This is a genomic window from Agromyces sp. P2_B3 (genome assembly GCF_056404815.1).
Window position 1 is genome coordinate 169,125 of record NZ_JBFUDH010000001.1, and the last position, 13,636, is coordinate 182,760.

Here is a 13,636-nt window from a genome sequence, read left to right on the forward strand (position 1 = left end):
GCCCCTCGGTCGAGCGGCGCGGCTCGGTCTGGTGCGGCGGCCCGTCAGCCGCGCAGCGCCAGCACGAACGGCAGCACCTCGGTGGCGCCCGCCTGGCGCAGGGTTCGTGCGGCGATCGTGAGCGTCCAGCGGCTGTCGGCCTGGTCGTCGACGAGGAGCACGCCGCCGGCGGGCACGTCGATGCCGTCGGCGGTGAACCGGTTCCAGAGCCCCGCGAGGCGGAAGGCGCTGTTGCCGCCGGGCTGCCCCGTCGGGCCGCCGTCGACCGGGGCGAGGGCGCCGAGGTAGGGGAGCCGCCCGACCTCGGCGAGCCCGCGGGCCAGCGAGTCGACCAGCAGTGGCCGTGAGCGCGACGGCACCGAGACGACGGCGACCGGCCGTTCGGCCCAGCCCCAGTCGGCCAGCACCCGCACGCAGGCCGCGAGCACCTGTGGGGGCACGGCCGCATCGGGAGCGCCGGCGGCGAACAGCTCGCGCAGGGTGCCGCCCCAGCCGAGGTCGGTGAGCCGAGCGAGCGCCCGCCCCTCGCCGGCCTGCTCGGCCGGTGCGATACGGCCCTTCACCGGCACGCCGAGCCGGTCGGCGCCGGTGGGCCAGGCGCGTCGGGGCTCGATGGGCACGCCCACCCGGTCGAGGGATTCCGCGGCAGAGGCGGTCGCAGATGCCTCGATCTCACTGGGGAACCAGACTCCCGCGCAGTTGTCGCAGCGTCCGCACGGTGCGGCCGTCTCGTCGTCGAGGGAACGCTGGAGGAACTCCATGCGGCATCCGTCGGTCTGCTCGTACTCGATCATGTGCTGCTGCTCCGCCTCGCGCTCGGCAGCGATGCGGGCGTAGCGCTCGGCGTCGTAGACCCAAGGCGCACCGGTCGCGACCCAGCCGCCCTGCACCCGTCGCACCGCACCGTCGACGTCGAGCACCTTGAGCAGGAGCTCGAGCGGGGAGCGCCGGATGTCGACCATGGCCTCGAGCGCCGGCGTCGACACGGGCGCGTCGGACAGCGCGGAGATGACCCGCTCGGCCCGCTCACGGTCGGGCATCGAGGCGGTCGCGAAGTAGTGCCAGATGTCGCCGTCCTCGGTGCCGGGCAGCAGCAGCACGTCGGCGCTCTCGCTGGCCCGGCCCGCGCGGCCGACCTGCTGGTAGTACGCGACGGGCGACGACGGCGCGCCCAGGTGCACCACAAAGCCGAGGTCGGGCTTGTCGAAGCCCATGCCGAGCGCGCTCGTGGCGATGAGCGCCTTCACCTCGTTGCGCTTCAGCATGCCCTCGGACTCGGTGCGCTCGTCAGTGTCGGTCTGTCCCGTGTAGGCCCGCACCTCGTGCCCGCGTTCGCGGAGCAGGCGGGCGGTGTCGTTCGCCGCGGCGACCGTCAGCGTGTAGATGATGCCCGACCCCGGCAGGTCGTCGAGGTGGCTGAGGAGCCAGGCCAGGCGGCTCGGCGAGTTCGGAAGGCGCAGCACGCCGAGTCGCAGCGAGGCGCGGGCGAGCGGTCCGCGGATGGTGAGCACCTCGCCGGCCGCGCCGAGCTGCTCGGCGACATCCGCCACCACGCGGCTGTTGGCGGTCGCGGTCGTGGCGAGCACCGGCACGCCGGCCGGCATCTGCGCGATGAGGTCGCGGAGCCGCCGGTAGTCGGGCCGGAAGTCGTGCCCCCAATCGCTGATGCAGTGCGCCTCGTCGACGACGAGCAGGCCGATCCGCCGCACGAGCGCCGGCAACTGCTGCTCGCGGAACGAGGGGTTGTTGAGCCGCTCGGGGGACACGAGCAGCACGTCGACCTCGTCGCGGTCGAGCTGTGCGAGCACGTCGGCCCACTCGTGGGCGTTCGTCGAGTTGATCGCGACCGCGCGCACGCCGGCTCGTTCGGCGGCGGCGATCTGGTCGCGCATGAGCGCCAGCAGGGGCGAGACGAGCACCGTCGGCCCGGCGCCGCGCCGGCGCAGCAGCAACGTCGCGACGAAGTAGACCGCCGACTTGCCCCAGCCTGTGCGCTGCACCACGAGCGCGCGCCGCCGCTCCTCGACGAGCGCCTCGATCGCCTCGAACTGCCCGTCGTGGAACTCGGCGTCGTCGCGGCCGACGAGTTCGCGCAGGGCGGCGAGCGCCGCGGCTCTCGTGTCGGCGTGCGTGGAGGCGGGGGTCATGCCCCCACTCTGGTCCATCCCGCCGTCAGCCGTCGCCGCATGCTCAGCGCCAGCCGAGCTCGGGAGCGACGTGCGTGAGGATCGCCTCGAGCACGTGCGCGTTGTAGTCGACGCCCAGCTGGTTGGGAACCGTCAGCAGCAGGGTGTCGGCGGCGGCGATGGCCTCGTCCTCGCGCAGCTCCTCGATCAGCGCCTCGGGCTCGGCGGCGTAGCTTCGGCCGAACACGGCGCGGTAGTCGTCGATGACCCCGAACTGGTCGGAATCCTCGCGCCGGCCTCCGCCGAAGTAGGCGAAGTCCTCGTCGCTCACGAGCGCGAAGATCGAACGGCTCACCGAGACGCGCGGCTCGCGCTCGTGTCCCGCCTCCGTCCATGCCTGCCGGAACGCCTCGATCTGCTTGCGCTGCTGCACGTGGAACGGCTCGCCCGTCTCGTCGGTCTTGAGCGTCGAGCTCATGAGGTTCATGCCCTGCTCCGCCGCCCAGACGGCGGTCGCATCGGAGGCGGCGCCCCACCAGATCCGGTCGCGGAGCCCCGGCGACTGCGGCTGGATGCCGAGCGGGCCGGGATGCGCGTTCGGGAACATGGGGCGCGGATTCGGCTCGGCGAACCTGGCGCCGTCGATCACCTTGAGGAACACCTCGGTGTTGTTGCGCGCGACATCCGCCATCGTCTGGCCCTCGGGGGCCTCGTAGCCGAAGTAGCGGTACCCGTCGACGACCTGCTCGGGTGAGCCGCGGCTGACGCCGAGCTGCAGTCGGCCGCCCGCGATCAGGTCGGCGGCGGCCGCGTCCTCGGCCATGTAGAGCGGGTTCTCGTAGCGCATGTCGATCACGCCCGTGCCGAGCTCGATGCGGTTCGTCTTCGCCCCAGCGGCCGCGAGCAGCGGGAACGGGCTCGCGAGCTGGTTCGCGTAGTGGTGCACGCGGAAGTACGCGCCGTCAGCCCCCAGCTCTTCTGCGGCGACGGCCAGGTCGATCGACTGCAGCAGCACGTCGGACGCGTTGCGGGTCTTGGAGCCGGGAGTGTCAGACCAGTGGCCGAATGAGAGGAATCCGATGCGTTTCGTCACATCCGGTACAGCGCCCTGCGGCATCCGCTCATTCCCCTCGCCTGAGGCCCGACGGCCGTCGTGCCCACGAAGATACGGCATCCGACCGATCCCGGGCACCCGCCTTAGCGAGGAACGTGACCGGTACGAACACGAACCGGAGCGAACCATGCTGATCACCGAGCAGTCCTTCCCGCACCTGCAGGCCGCCCACGACGCTCGCCTCGAGCAGGAGCTCGAGCGGCGTCGCGTCGCGCGGGAGCGGGTCGAGGAGGCGGCCATGGCCGGCGCGACGACCGGGTCGCCGACGCGACGTCGTCACGCCTGGTGGCAGCGATCAGGCGAGCGGATGCCGCGTGGGCACGCCGTGACCCACGAGACGACACTCGGCGCGCCCTTGCCGCAGTGAATGTTAGCGACTAACATTCCTGCATGACCTCAGCGCCGGCGCGGACGCGACCCACGAAGCGGGAGCGCACCCTCGCTGCGCTCCTCGATGCAGGACTCGACCTGTTCGAGCAGCAGGGCTACGACCAGACCACGGTGGCCCAGATCGCGCACGCCGCCGGCGTGACGGAAATGACGTTCTTCCGCTACTTCCCCGCGAAGGAGCACCTGCTCCTCGACGACCCGTACGATCCGCAGATCACCGCGGCGATCGCCGCCCAGCCGAAGGAACTCCCGCCGTTCCTCCGCGCGGCGCGCGGCGTCCGCGCGTCGTGGCGCTCGCTGCCCGAGCCCGAGGCACCCGTCATCCGGCGCCGGGTGCGCATCGCGGCGAGCACGCCCGCCCTCCGAGGGGCCGTCTGGCGCTCGACCGGCAACACCGAGCAGGCGATCATCGACCAGCTCGTCGCCGACGGCGCCGCCCCCGACGTCGCGCGGGTGGCCGCGGCATCCGTGCTCGCGGCTCTCGTGGCCGGCCTGTTCATCTGGGCCGAGGACGAGCGGCGATCGCTCGGGGAGGCCATCGAGCAGGCCCTCGACGTGGTCGAGGTGGCGGCATGACCACGCAGCCCGGGGCGGTGCTGCGACTCGAGGGCCGCGGCATCGTACGCACGTTCCGCGGCGGGGCGGGGCTTCGCGGCGTCGACCTCACCGTGGCCGCCGGCGAGATCCACGCGATCGTCGGCCTCAACGGTGCCGGCAAGACGACGCTCATGCGCGTGCTGCTCGGCATGCTCCGGCCCGATCGCGGCGAGGTGTTCGTCGACGGCGTCGCGATCCGATCGGCGGATGCCGCGACGTGGGCCCGCGTCGGCCACCTGGTCGAGCAGCCGCTCGCCTACGCCGAGCTCACCGCCCGCGGCAACCTCGAGATCGCGGCACGCCTGCACGGCATCGACCCCAGCCGAGTCCTCGGCCTCGTGGACCGCGCGATCGCCGAGTTCGACCTCGAGCGGTACGCCCCGGTGCGCACCAGCCGGCTCTCGCTCGGCAACCGGCAGCGCGTCGGCCTCGCGGCGGCCCTGCTGCACGATCCCGATGTTATCGTGCTCGACGAGCCGACGAACGCGCTCGACCCCGCCGGCGTGATCCTGCTGAGGGAGTCGCTCCTGCGCCGGGCCGCCGCGGGCGCCGGCATCCTCGTCTCGAGCCACCATCTCGACGAGGTCGCCCGCGTCGCCGACCGGATCACCGTGATCAACGACGGCCGCGCGATCGGCGCGCTCGCCCCCGACGGCGCCGACCTCGAACGCGCGTTCTTCGACCTGGTGCTCAGCGACGACGCCGCCCGCGACGACACCTCCAGGAGCGCGGCATGACCGCCGCGGCAGCAGCGGGCACCGCCGGCCGCGCCGCCCCGCGTGGCCTGCTCCGCGCGGCGATCGCCGTCGAGGCGCGCAAGTCGCGGTCGGCCCACGTGATGCTCTGGACGACCGTGCTCCTCGTCGTCGGCATCGGCGCCCTGACGCTCGGGATCCTCGCCGCAGTGGCAGCCGGTGAGGAGCAGGTGATCGCCAAGCTCGGACCGCTCGCGGGCGTGGGCGGCTGGGCCGGCCTCGTCGGCATCGTCGTGCAGGTCACCGCCGCCGGCGGACTCGCGGCGTTCGGCGTGGCCCTCAGCTGGATGTTCGGGCGCGAGTTCGCCGACGGCACCGTGGCCGCACTGTTCGCCCTGCCCGTGCCGCGTGCCGCGATCGCCCTCGGCAAGCTCATCGTCTTCGCGGTCTGGTCGGTCGTGGTCGCCGCGCTGCTCACGATCGTCGTCGCGGGCGTCGGCCTCGTGCTGGGGTACGGGGCGACGGATGCCGCGGGGTTCGGCGAACTCGCCCGCCTTCCGGTGCTCGTGGTGCTCACGGCGCTGCTCGCGGTGCCCGCCGCATGGGCGTCGACTCTCGGGCGCGGCCTGCTCCCCGGGATCGCGACCACGATCGGGATCATCGTCGTCGCACAGGTGCTGGCCATCGCCGACGTCGGCACCTGGGTGCCGATCGTGGCACCGGCGCTCTGGGCCATCGCGCCCGACACGGAGCCCGCCGCAGCGCTCCTCACCGTGCCCAGCGTGCCGCTCGTGTTCGGCGCGTTGTGCACCCTGGCGTGGTCGCGCCTGCAGCTCGACCGCTGACGCGACCGGATCAGGCCGGAGGCGTCGGCTGCTCCGCCGCAGCGACCCACGCGACGGCCTCGGCCTGCTTCGCGAGCGGGAACACCCGGAACTCGCCCGGCACCAGCCCGCCGAACGCGGTGGCGATGCCGGCCAGCCCGTCGTGGTCCGTCACGAACGCCGACCGCCCCCACGCGTCGCGCGGCATGCTGATGAGCCTCGCGTCCTCGAGCATCGCCCCGAGCGAGACGTGGTCGAAGTCGTCGCCCATCACGACGACGCAGTTGATGCGGCCGTACTCTTCGAACGCGTCGTCGAACGCGGGCGTGAGCACGTCCCGGTAGTCGGATGCCTCGATAGTGCCGACAGCGCGGAAGCCGACCACGTCGGCGGGCAGGCGCTCGAGCGGTTCGAGCATGTGGTTCCCCCTTCCGCCGGGCGGCGCCTCCGCCCGGGACGCCGCGTCAGCCGAGCAGTTCCTGCACCCGGTTGGAGGTCGGCATGCGCAGGCCGTCGAGGGCGACGGCGACCACGTCGTCGGCGAGCGTGTCGGCGTCTTCGGCTCCGCCCGGGCGGTACCACTCCACGATCGAGTTGATCATGCCGAAGGCGAGGCGCGACACGACGCTCGCGTCGAGGTCGCTGCGGAGCGACCCCTCGGACTGCGCCTCGGACACGAGTGCGGTGACCCGCTTGTCGAACGCGCGCCGGCGCGCGAGGGCGCGTCGCTCCACGTCGGTGTTGCCGCGGACCCGGAGCAGCAGGGTGACGTAGGGCAGCTTCTCGACGAGCACGTGCACGGCGCCGCGCAGCACGAGGTCGAGCCGGTCGGCGGCGCGGCCGCCCGCGGCATCCGTCTGCTCGAGCACGCCCTCGAGCGCGCCGAGTGCGGTGTCGAGCGCGCGGTCGAGGATCTCGTCCTTCGACGTGAAGTGATGGTAGATCGCCGACTTCGAGAGGCCCAGGCGGTCGGCGAGCACGCCCATCGACGTCGCGTCGTAGCCGTACTGGATGAACGCGGCCACGGCGACGTCGAGGATCCCCTGCTGGTCGTACCCGGGGCGTCCCCGCCGGAGCGCGCCGTTCGCGCCGCTCGTTGCGTTCTCAGACATCGCCCTCAGTCTGGCACTCGCCGCCGCGGCATCCGCTCACTTCGCGCGCAGGTCGTAGACCCGCTGGTACTTGCCCTCGCTGCGGGGCAGCGTGCTGGGCTCCTCGAGGCGCACGGTGACGGATGACCCGATGAACTCCTTGATGCGCCCGGCGAGCACGACCGTGGCGGCCTGGCACACCTCGACGTCGAGGTCGGGGTGCCGTTCGATGCGCACGGTGAGGTCGTCCATGGTGCCCGTACGGGTGAGCTCGAGGATGAAGTGCGGGGTGAGCTGCTCGATGCCGAGCACGAGCTCCTCGATCTGGGTGGGGAAGAGGTTCACGCCGCGCAGGATGATCATGTCGTCGTTGCGGCCGGTGATCTTCTCCATGCGCCGCATGCCGGGGCGGGCGGTGCCGGGCAGCAGGCGGGTGAGGTCGCGCGTGCGGTATCGGATGACGGGGAACGCCTCCTTGGTGAGCGACGTGAAGACGAGCTCGCCGAGCTCGCCGTCGGGCAGCACCGCGCCCGTCTCGCCGTCGATGATCTCGGGCAGGAAGTGGTCTTCCCAGAGGTGCGGGCCGTCCTTCGTCTCGAGGCACTCGTTGCCGACGCCCGGGCCCATGACCTCGCTGAGGCCGTAGATGTCGAGCGCGTCGATGCCCAGGCGCTGCTCGAGCTCGTGGCGCATCTCGTTCGTCCACGGCTCGGCGCCGAGCACGGCGACCTTCAGCGAGGTGGAGCGCGGGTCGATGCCGGCCGCGACCATCGCGTCGGCGATCGTGAGGAGGTAGCTCGGGGTGCAGAGGATCGCGTCGGGCTCGAAGTCGCGAATGAGCTGCACCTGGCGCGCGGTCTGGCCGCCCGACATCGGGATGACCGTGGCCCCGAGCTGCTCGATGCCCGCGTGGGCGCCGAGCCCGCCGGTGAAGAGCCCGTAGCCGTAGGCGTTGTGCACCCTCATGCCCGGTCGGATGCCGCTGGCTCGCAGCGATCTCGCGACGAGCGTCGCCCAGCGCTCGAGGTCGCCCGTCGTGTAGCCGACCACGGTGGGCCGGCCCGTGGTGCCGCTCGACGCGTGGATGCGGGCGACCTGCTCCATCGGCACGGCGAACATGCCGAACGGGTAGGTCTCGCGCAGGTCCGCCTTGGTCGTGAACGGCAGCTTCGCGACATCCGACAGCGACCGGATGTCGCTCGGGTGCACGCCCGCCTCGTCGAACTTGCGCGTGTAGAGGGGCACGTTCGCGTAGGCGTGCCGCACGGTCTGCTGGAGCCGCTCGAGCTGGAGGGCCTCGATCTCGGCTCGCGACATCCGCTCTTCGGGGTCGAGTTCCGCGGCGGACACGGGCTCGAGGCCCGAGACGGTGGGGGAGATGGTCGTCGTCGACACGTGGGGCTCCGAAGGCTTGCGGCCGCGCGCGGCCGGGTGGTCAGATGGTGCGGTTCGTGGAGATGGACCGGCCGCGGAACTCGGCGACCGCGTCGCCGTGCTCGTCGACGACCGACACGTCGTAGAGTCCGGTGCGGCCCGACCGGGTGCGGCGGACAGCGGTCGCGGTGAGGGTCTGCCCCGCGACGGTGGACTTCAGGAAGGTGATGTCGGCGCCCGCCGCGACGGTGACGGTGTCGTCCTCGTTGCAGGCGATCGCGAAGGCCGTGTCGGCCAGGGTGAAGACGAGCCCGCCGTGGGTGATGCGGAAGCCGTTCGTCATGTCGTCGCGCACGCGCATCGACACGACCGCGAGACCCGGTTCGTCGCGTTCGACGACCATGCCGAGGGCGGCCGAGGCGAGGTCGCGCTGCATCATGGCGCGATTCGCGGTGGTGACGTCGGTCGCGGCATCCGTCATTCGAGGCTCCTCGTCGAGTTCCCGGCGCCGTTGCTGCGGCGCTCGACTTGACTATATACTAACTGAACGATCGGTTAGTAATACCGGATGCCGCAGCAGCAGATGCGGGTCCGGATGCCGCGAAGACTCAGGAGTCGACGATGACCTCTCCCGCTGACCTCAGCGTGGTCGAACGAGAGCTCTCCCCCGAGGAGGAGCAGTTCGACGACCTCATCGCGAAGGACTCGCGCATCGAGCCGCGCGACTGGATGCCCGACGCGTACCGCAAGACGCTGATCCGCCAGATCAGCCAGCACGCGCACTCCGAGATCATCGGCATGCAGCCCGAGTCCAACTGGATCACGCGCGCGCCGAGCCTCAAGCGCAAGGCGATCCTCATGGCCAAGGTGCAGGACGAGGCGGGCCACGGGCTCTACCTCTACTCCGCCGCCCAGACGCTCGGCATCTCGCGCGAGGAGATGATGCAGCAGCTCATCGAGGGGAAGGCGCGCTACTCGTCGATCTTCAACTACACGACGCCCACCTGGGCCGACATGGGCGCGATCGGCTGGCTCGTCGACGGCGCCGCGATCTGCAACCAGGTGCCGCTGTGCCGGGCGTCGTACGGCCCCTACGGCCGGGCGATGGTGCGCATCTGCAAGGAGGAGTCGTTCCACCAGCGGCAGGGTTTCGAGATCCTGCTCGAGCTGATGCAGGGCACGCCCGCGCAGCGCGAGATGGCACAGGACGCCGTGAACCGCTGGTACTGGCCGTCGCTCATGATGTTCGGGCCGCCCGACGACCAGTCGCCGAACTCCGCCCAGTCGATGGCGTGGAACATCAAGCGCTTCTCGAACGACGAGCTGCGCCAGCGCTTCGTCGGCATGCTCGTGCCGCAGGCCGAGGTGCTCGGCGTGACGCTTCCCGACCCCGAGCTCAGGTTCAACGAGGAGACCGGCGAGTACGACATGAGCGAGATCGACTGGACCGAGTTCAACGAGGTGCTCGCCGGCCGCGGTCCCGCGAACGCCGAGCGCCTGCGCCGTCGCCGTGAGGCCCACGAGGAGGGCGCCTGGGTGCGCGAGGCCGCGCACGAGTACGCGCGCAAGCAGGCCGAGCGTGCGCTCGCGGCATCCGGGGCGGTGGCCTGATGTCGACCCCCGGTGAGATGGGAACCGAGGCCTGGCCCCTCTGGGAGGTCTTCGTGCGCGCGAACCGCGGCCTGTCGCACGTGCACGTGGGCTCGCTGCACGCCCCCGACCCCGACATGGCGGTGCGCAACGCCCGCGACGTCTACACGCGCCGCAACGAGGGCGTGTCGATCTGGGTGGTGCCCGCCGACGCGATCACCACGAGCGACCCCGACGCGAAGGGCGCCTTCTTCGAGAGCCCGGCCGGCAAGAACTACCGGCACGCGCGCTACTACGTGAAGAGCGAAGGGGTGAAGCACCTGTGAGCGGCACCGACTTCGACCCGCACGGCGCGGACCTCGACGTGCACGGCCAGGTCTCGGTCGACGAGGTCGAGCTCGCCGAGGAGCTCGCGGGCGCCGGCATCACCGGCACGGGTGCGACGGCGTCGGCGGATGCCGCGGAGTACGCGCTCCGGCTGGGCGACGACGCCCTCGTGCTCGCCCAGCAGCTGGGCATGTGGATCGCCCGCGCCCCCGAGCTCGAGGAGGACGTGGCCCTCGGCAACATCGGCCTCGACCTCATCGGGCATGCGCGCTCGCTCCTGCACTACGCGGGCACCGCGTCGGGTCGCAGCGAGGACGACCTCGCGTACTGGCGCGACGAGCCCGAGTGGCGCAACGCCTGGCTCTTCGAGCAGCCCAACGGAGACTTCGCGCACACGATCGCGCGGCAGCTCGTGGCCGCCACCTACCTGGTCGAGCTCTACGCCGCGCTCGCCGAGTCGACCGACCCGACGCTCGCGGCGATCGCGGCCAAGGCCGTCAAGGAGGTCGACTACCACCGCGACCACGCCACCCAGTGGACGCTCCGGCTCGCCGGCGGCACCGAGGAGTCGCGTCGTCGCATGAGCGTCGCGATCGCCGACACGTGGCCCTACATCGACGAGCTGTTCGTCGACGACGAGCTCGTCGAGCGGCTCGCTGCCGAGGGCGTGGCGGTGCTGCCGTCGTCGCTGCGACCTACCTTCGACGCCGTGATCGACGCGGTGATGGCCGAGGCCGAGCTGGAGCCGCCCACGGGGCGCACCGCGTTCGTGGCGTCCGGCGGCGGACGTCGCGGCAGCCACACCGAGCACCTCGGGCCGCTGCTCGCCGAGATGCAGGTGCTGGCCCGCCAGCACCCGGGGGCATCGTGGTGAGCGCGGCCGTCGCAGGTGGCGCCGTGCGCGAGGCATCCGTCGCCCGGCCGCTGCCCGACGACCCGGCCGCCCGTCGCGCGTGGGACGTCGCCGCGACCGTGACCGACCCCGAGATCCCGGTGCTCACCATCGAGGACCTCGGCGTGCTGCGCTCGGTGGAGGTCGGCGACGACGACGTTGTGCGGGTGCAGCTGACCCCCACGTACAGCGGATGCCCCGCCATGGAGGCCATGCGCGACGACGTGCTGCTCGCCCTCACGCATGCCGGCTACGCCGACGTGCGCGTCGAGCTCGTGCTGGCGCCCGCGTGGACCACCGACTGGATGAGCGAGGCGGGCAAGCAGAAGCTCCGCCGCTACGGCATCCAGGCGCCGACCGGCAACGCGCCGGCGCGCGGGTCGGGCCCGGTGCGGCTGCAGCTCGCGGTGAAGTGCCCCCGCTGCGACTCGCTGAACACCCGGGAGCTCGCCCGCTTCGGCTCGACGTCGTGCAAGGCGCTCTACGAGTGCCGCGACTGCCTCGAGCCCTTCGACTACTTCAAGGTGCTCTGATGGCGGCCCGCAACCTCGGGTCGATGACGACCCGCACCGACGCGCGCGCGGTGGCCGGTTCTGCGGATGCCGCGGTGGCGTCGGCGTTCCTCTCCTCGACAGTCGGTGGCGAGCACCAGCCGAAGCGGCACCGCGCCCGCTTCCACACGTTGGAGGTCGCCGAGGTGCGGCCGCTCACGGCCGACGCCGTGGAGGTCACGTTCGCGGTGCCCGACGAGCTCGCCGATGACTACACCTACCTGCCCGGCCAGTACGTCGCCCTGCGCGCCGAGCTCGATGGACACGAGCGCCGCCGCAGCTACTCGATCTGTCGCCCGCCCGAGCGCGGCAGCCTCTCGATCGCGATCAAGCGCGATCTCGGCGGTGTCTTCTCGACGTGGGCGAACTCCGAACTGAAGGCCGGCGACACGCTCGACGTGATGAGCCCGCAGGGCACGTTCACCTCGACGCTCGACGCCCTCGACGGCAAGCACGTCGTGGGCATCGCCGCGGGCAGCGGCATCACGCCCCTCATGGCGCTCGCGCACACGGTGCTCTCGCGGTCGGCGACGTCGGAGTTCGAGCTCGTCTACACGAACCGGTCGACCCTCGACGTGATGTTCCTCGAGGAGCTGGCCGAGCTGAAGGACCGCTACCCGTCGCGCCTCGCGCTGCATCACGTGCTCTCGCGCGAGCAGCGCACGGCACCGCTGCTCTCGGGCCGCATCGACGCGTCGAAGCTCGATCAGATGCTCGACGTGCTCATCCGTCCCGAGACGGTCGACGAGTGGTTCCTCTGCGGCCCGTTCGAACTCGTGCAGCTCGCCCGTGACACCCTCGCCGGCAAGGGCGTGCCGGTCGAGCACGTGCGCTACGAGCTCTTCACGACCGACGCCGACCGCGTCGAGCCGCGCCACGGCCGACCCGTCGAGGTGCAGCAGGGCGAGCAGACCGTCGCGATCGAGTTCACGCTCGACGGCCAGTCGACGACCGTGGAGAGCCCGGTGTCCGCGAACGAGTCGATCCTCAACGCGGCGCTCCGCGTGCGGCCCGACGTGCCGTTCGCCTGCGCGGGCGGCGTGTGCGGCACCTGCCGCGCGCGGGTCGTCGAGGGCAGCGTGAACATGACCGAGAACTACGCGCTCGAACCCGACGAGCTCGAGCGCGGCTACGTGCTCACCTGCCAGTCGCATCCGAAGTCCGACCGCGTCGTCGTCGACTACGACGTCTGACGCGGGTAGCCTGCGAGCGGGTCGACGGCGACCCGCTGAACGGAGCCCAATGATCGAACTCACCGTGGCCGACGGCGTCGCCGAGGTCGTGCTGAACGCCCCCGAGAAGCTCAACGCGCTCGACGCGGCGGCGCTCGCCGAACTCTCGGACGCCTACGGCGAGGCCGAACGGCTGGCCGCAGCCGGCGACGTGCGCGCGCTCGTCCTGCGCGGCGAGGGCCGGGCGTTCTGCGCCGGCCGCGACATCTCGGGAGTCGACCCGCGCGACGACGACGTGCTGGGCTACCTCGGCGGCCGGGTGCAGCCGCTCCTCGAGCGCATGGCGTCGCTGCCGGTGCCCACGTTCGCCGTGGCGCACGGCGCCTGCCTCGGCGTCGGACTCGGACTGCTCATCGCGAGCGACATCGTCTACGTCGCCGACACGGCGAAGATCGGCTCGCCGTTCGCGAACCTCGGCGCGACCCTCGACTCAGGCGGCCACGCCCTCTTCGTGGAGCGCCTCGGCGCCCACAAGACCATGGACCTCATCGTCACCGGCCGGCTCATGTCGGGCACCGAGGCCGTGACCTGTGGACTGTTCTCCCAGGTGTTCCCGGCCGACGAGGTGACGGATGCCACCCGCGTGGCGGCCCGGGCCGCGGCATCCGGGGCCACCCAGGCGTTCATCGCCTCGAAGGCGCTGGTCGCCGCACTCCGCGACGACCGCCTCGGGCTCTGGCAGTCGATGGACCAGGAGAACCGGGCGCAGGCGGCGCTGTGCGACACGGCCGACTACCGCGAGGGGTTCGCGGCGTTCCAGCAGAAGCGCAGGCCGGCGTTCAACGGCCGCGGCTGAGCGGTCGCAGGCCGGCGCGATCTCGAATCGTCCATGC

At 72.0% G+C, this 13,636-nt stretch carries 16 protein-coding genes; 10 read left to right on the forward strand and 6 right to left on the reverse strand.

All coding sequences use genetic code 11. The annotated features are described in order from the left end of the window. Positions 1–44: 44 nt before the first annotated feature. Positions 45–2,147 carry a RecQ family ATP-dependent DNA helicase gene (locus tag AC1DZA_RS00790; protein WP_476771311.1) on the reverse strand — a complete coding sequence of 701 codons (2,103 nt, stop codon included), beginning with the start codon at positions 2,145–2,147 and terminating at the stop codon, positions 45–47. Between the two features lie 43 nt (positions 2,148–2,190). After that, the gene (locus AC1DZA_RS00795; RefSeq protein WP_476761544.1) at positions 2,191–3,243 is read right to left on the reverse strand and encodes an LLM class flavin-dependent oxidoreductase; all 1,053 of its coding nucleotides are present in this window, start codon (positions 3,241–3,243) and stop codon (positions 2,191–2,193) included. A gap of 124 nt (positions 3,244–3,367) precedes the next feature. On the opposite strand from AC1DZA_RS00795, the gene AC1DZA_RS00800 reads away from it, so the two are divergent. Genes AC1DZA_RS00800 through AC1DZA_RS00815 form a run of 4 tightly spaced genes read left to right on the forward strand, consistent with a single transcriptional unit; the run spans position 3,368 to position 5,767 of the window. Then, positions 3,368–3,607 (forward strand): hypothetical protein, encoded by a 240-nt coding sequence (locus AC1DZA_RS00800; protein WP_476771312.1) that lies wholly within the window; start codon positions 3,368–3,370, stop codon positions 3,605–3,607. Between the two features lie 23 nt (positions 3,608–3,630). Further along, positions 3,631–4,206, forward strand: a complete 576-nt coding sequence (locus tag AC1DZA_RS00805; protein ID WP_476761542.1) for a TetR family transcriptional regulator — start codon at positions 3,631–3,633, stop codon at positions 4,204–4,206. Next, positions 4,203–4,964 (forward strand): ABC transporter ATP-binding protein, encoded by a 762-nt coding sequence (locus tag AC1DZA_RS00810; RefSeq protein WP_476771313.1) that lies wholly within the window; start codon positions 4,203–4,205, stop codon positions 4,962–4,964. The genes AC1DZA_RS00805 and AC1DZA_RS00810 overlap by 4 nt, the downstream gene beginning before the upstream one ends. Beyond that, a complete protein-coding gene (locus tag AC1DZA_RS00815; RefSeq protein WP_476771314.1) occupies positions 4,961–5,767 on the forward strand; it encodes an ABC transporter permease in 807 nt (268 codons plus the stop codon). The genes AC1DZA_RS00810 and AC1DZA_RS00815 overlap by 4 nt, the downstream gene beginning before the upstream one ends. Positions 5,768–5,777: 10 nt before the next feature. Here the strand turns inward: AC1DZA_RS00815 and AC1DZA_RS00820 are convergent, their stop codons facing one another. From AC1DZA_RS00820 to paaI, 4 genes are all read right to left on the reverse strand, one after another. After that, on the reverse strand, positions 5,778–6,164 hold the full coding sequence (locus AC1DZA_RS00820; protein WP_476771315.1) for a SpoIIAA family protein: 387 nt from the start codon (positions 6,162–6,164) through the stop codon (positions 5,778–5,780). Between the two features lie 46 nt (positions 6,165–6,210). Continuing rightward, positions 6,211–6,858 (reverse strand): TetR/AcrR family transcriptional regulator, encoded by a 648-nt coding sequence (locus AC1DZA_RS00825; RefSeq protein WP_476771316.1) that lies wholly within the window; start codon positions 6,856–6,858, stop codon positions 6,211–6,213. 36 nt (positions 6,859–6,894) lie between these two features. Then, complete coding sequence (gene paaK, locus AC1DZA_RS00830) at positions 6,895–8,154, reverse strand: phenylacetate--CoA ligase PaaK (RefSeq protein WP_476771627.1); 1,260 nt, start codon at positions 8,152–8,154, stop codon at positions 6,895–6,897. 118 nt (positions 8,155–8,272) lie between these two features. Next, positions 8,273–8,692 (reverse strand): hydroxyphenylacetyl-CoA thioesterase PaaI, encoded by a 420-nt coding sequence (paaI, locus tag AC1DZA_RS00835; protein WP_159601541.1) that lies wholly within the window; start codon positions 8,690–8,692, stop codon positions 8,273–8,275. A 140-nt stretch (positions 8,693–8,832) separates the two neighbouring features. Between paaI and paaA the strand changes: the two genes are divergently transcribed. Genes paaA through AC1DZA_RS00865 form a run of 6 tightly spaced genes read left to right on the forward strand, consistent with a single transcriptional unit; the run spans position 8,833 to position 13,599 of the window. Further along, positions 8,833–9,822, forward strand: coding sequence for a 1,2-phenylacetyl-CoA epoxidase subunit PaaA (paaA, locus tag AC1DZA_RS00840; RefSeq protein WP_476771317.1), 990 nt, complete (start codon positions 8,833–8,835; stop codon positions 9,820–9,822). After that, positions 9,822–10,127 (forward strand): 1,2-phenylacetyl-CoA epoxidase subunit PaaB, encoded by a 306-nt coding sequence (paaB, locus tag AC1DZA_RS00845; RefSeq protein ID WP_159601545.1) that lies wholly within the window; start codon positions 9,822–9,824, stop codon positions 10,125–10,127. The genes paaA and paaB overlap by 1 nt, the downstream gene beginning before the upstream one ends. Continuing rightward, complete coding sequence (paaC, locus tag AC1DZA_RS00850; protein WP_476771318.1) at positions 10,124–11,002, forward strand: 1,2-phenylacetyl-CoA epoxidase subunit PaaC; 879 nt, start codon at positions 10,124–10,126, stop codon at positions 11,000–11,002. The genes paaB and paaC overlap by 4 nt, the downstream gene beginning before the upstream one ends. A 23-nt stretch (positions 11,003–11,025) precedes the next feature. Continuing rightward, the gene (paaD, locus tag AC1DZA_RS00855) at positions 11,026–11,553 is read left to right on the forward strand and encodes a 1,2-phenylacetyl-CoA epoxidase subunit PaaD (RefSeq protein WP_476771628.1); all 528 of its coding nucleotides are present in this window, start codon (positions 11,026–11,028) and stop codon (positions 11,551–11,553) included. Further along, positions 11,553–12,764 (forward strand): 1,2-phenylacetyl-CoA epoxidase subunit PaaE, encoded by a 1,212-nt coding sequence (gene paaE / locus AC1DZA_RS00860; protein WP_476771319.1) that lies wholly within the window; start codon positions 11,553–11,555, stop codon positions 12,762–12,764. Before paaD ends, paaE begins: the two co-directional genes overlap by 1 nt. Positions 12,765–12,813: 49 nt before the next feature. Next, positions 12,814–13,599 carry an enoyl-CoA hydratase/isomerase family protein gene (locus tag AC1DZA_RS00865; RefSeq protein ID WP_476761209.1) on the forward strand — a complete coding sequence of 262 codons (786 nt, stop codon included), beginning with the start codon at positions 12,814–12,816 and terminating at the stop codon, positions 13,597–13,599. Positions 13,600–13,636 lie beyond the last annotated feature (37 nt).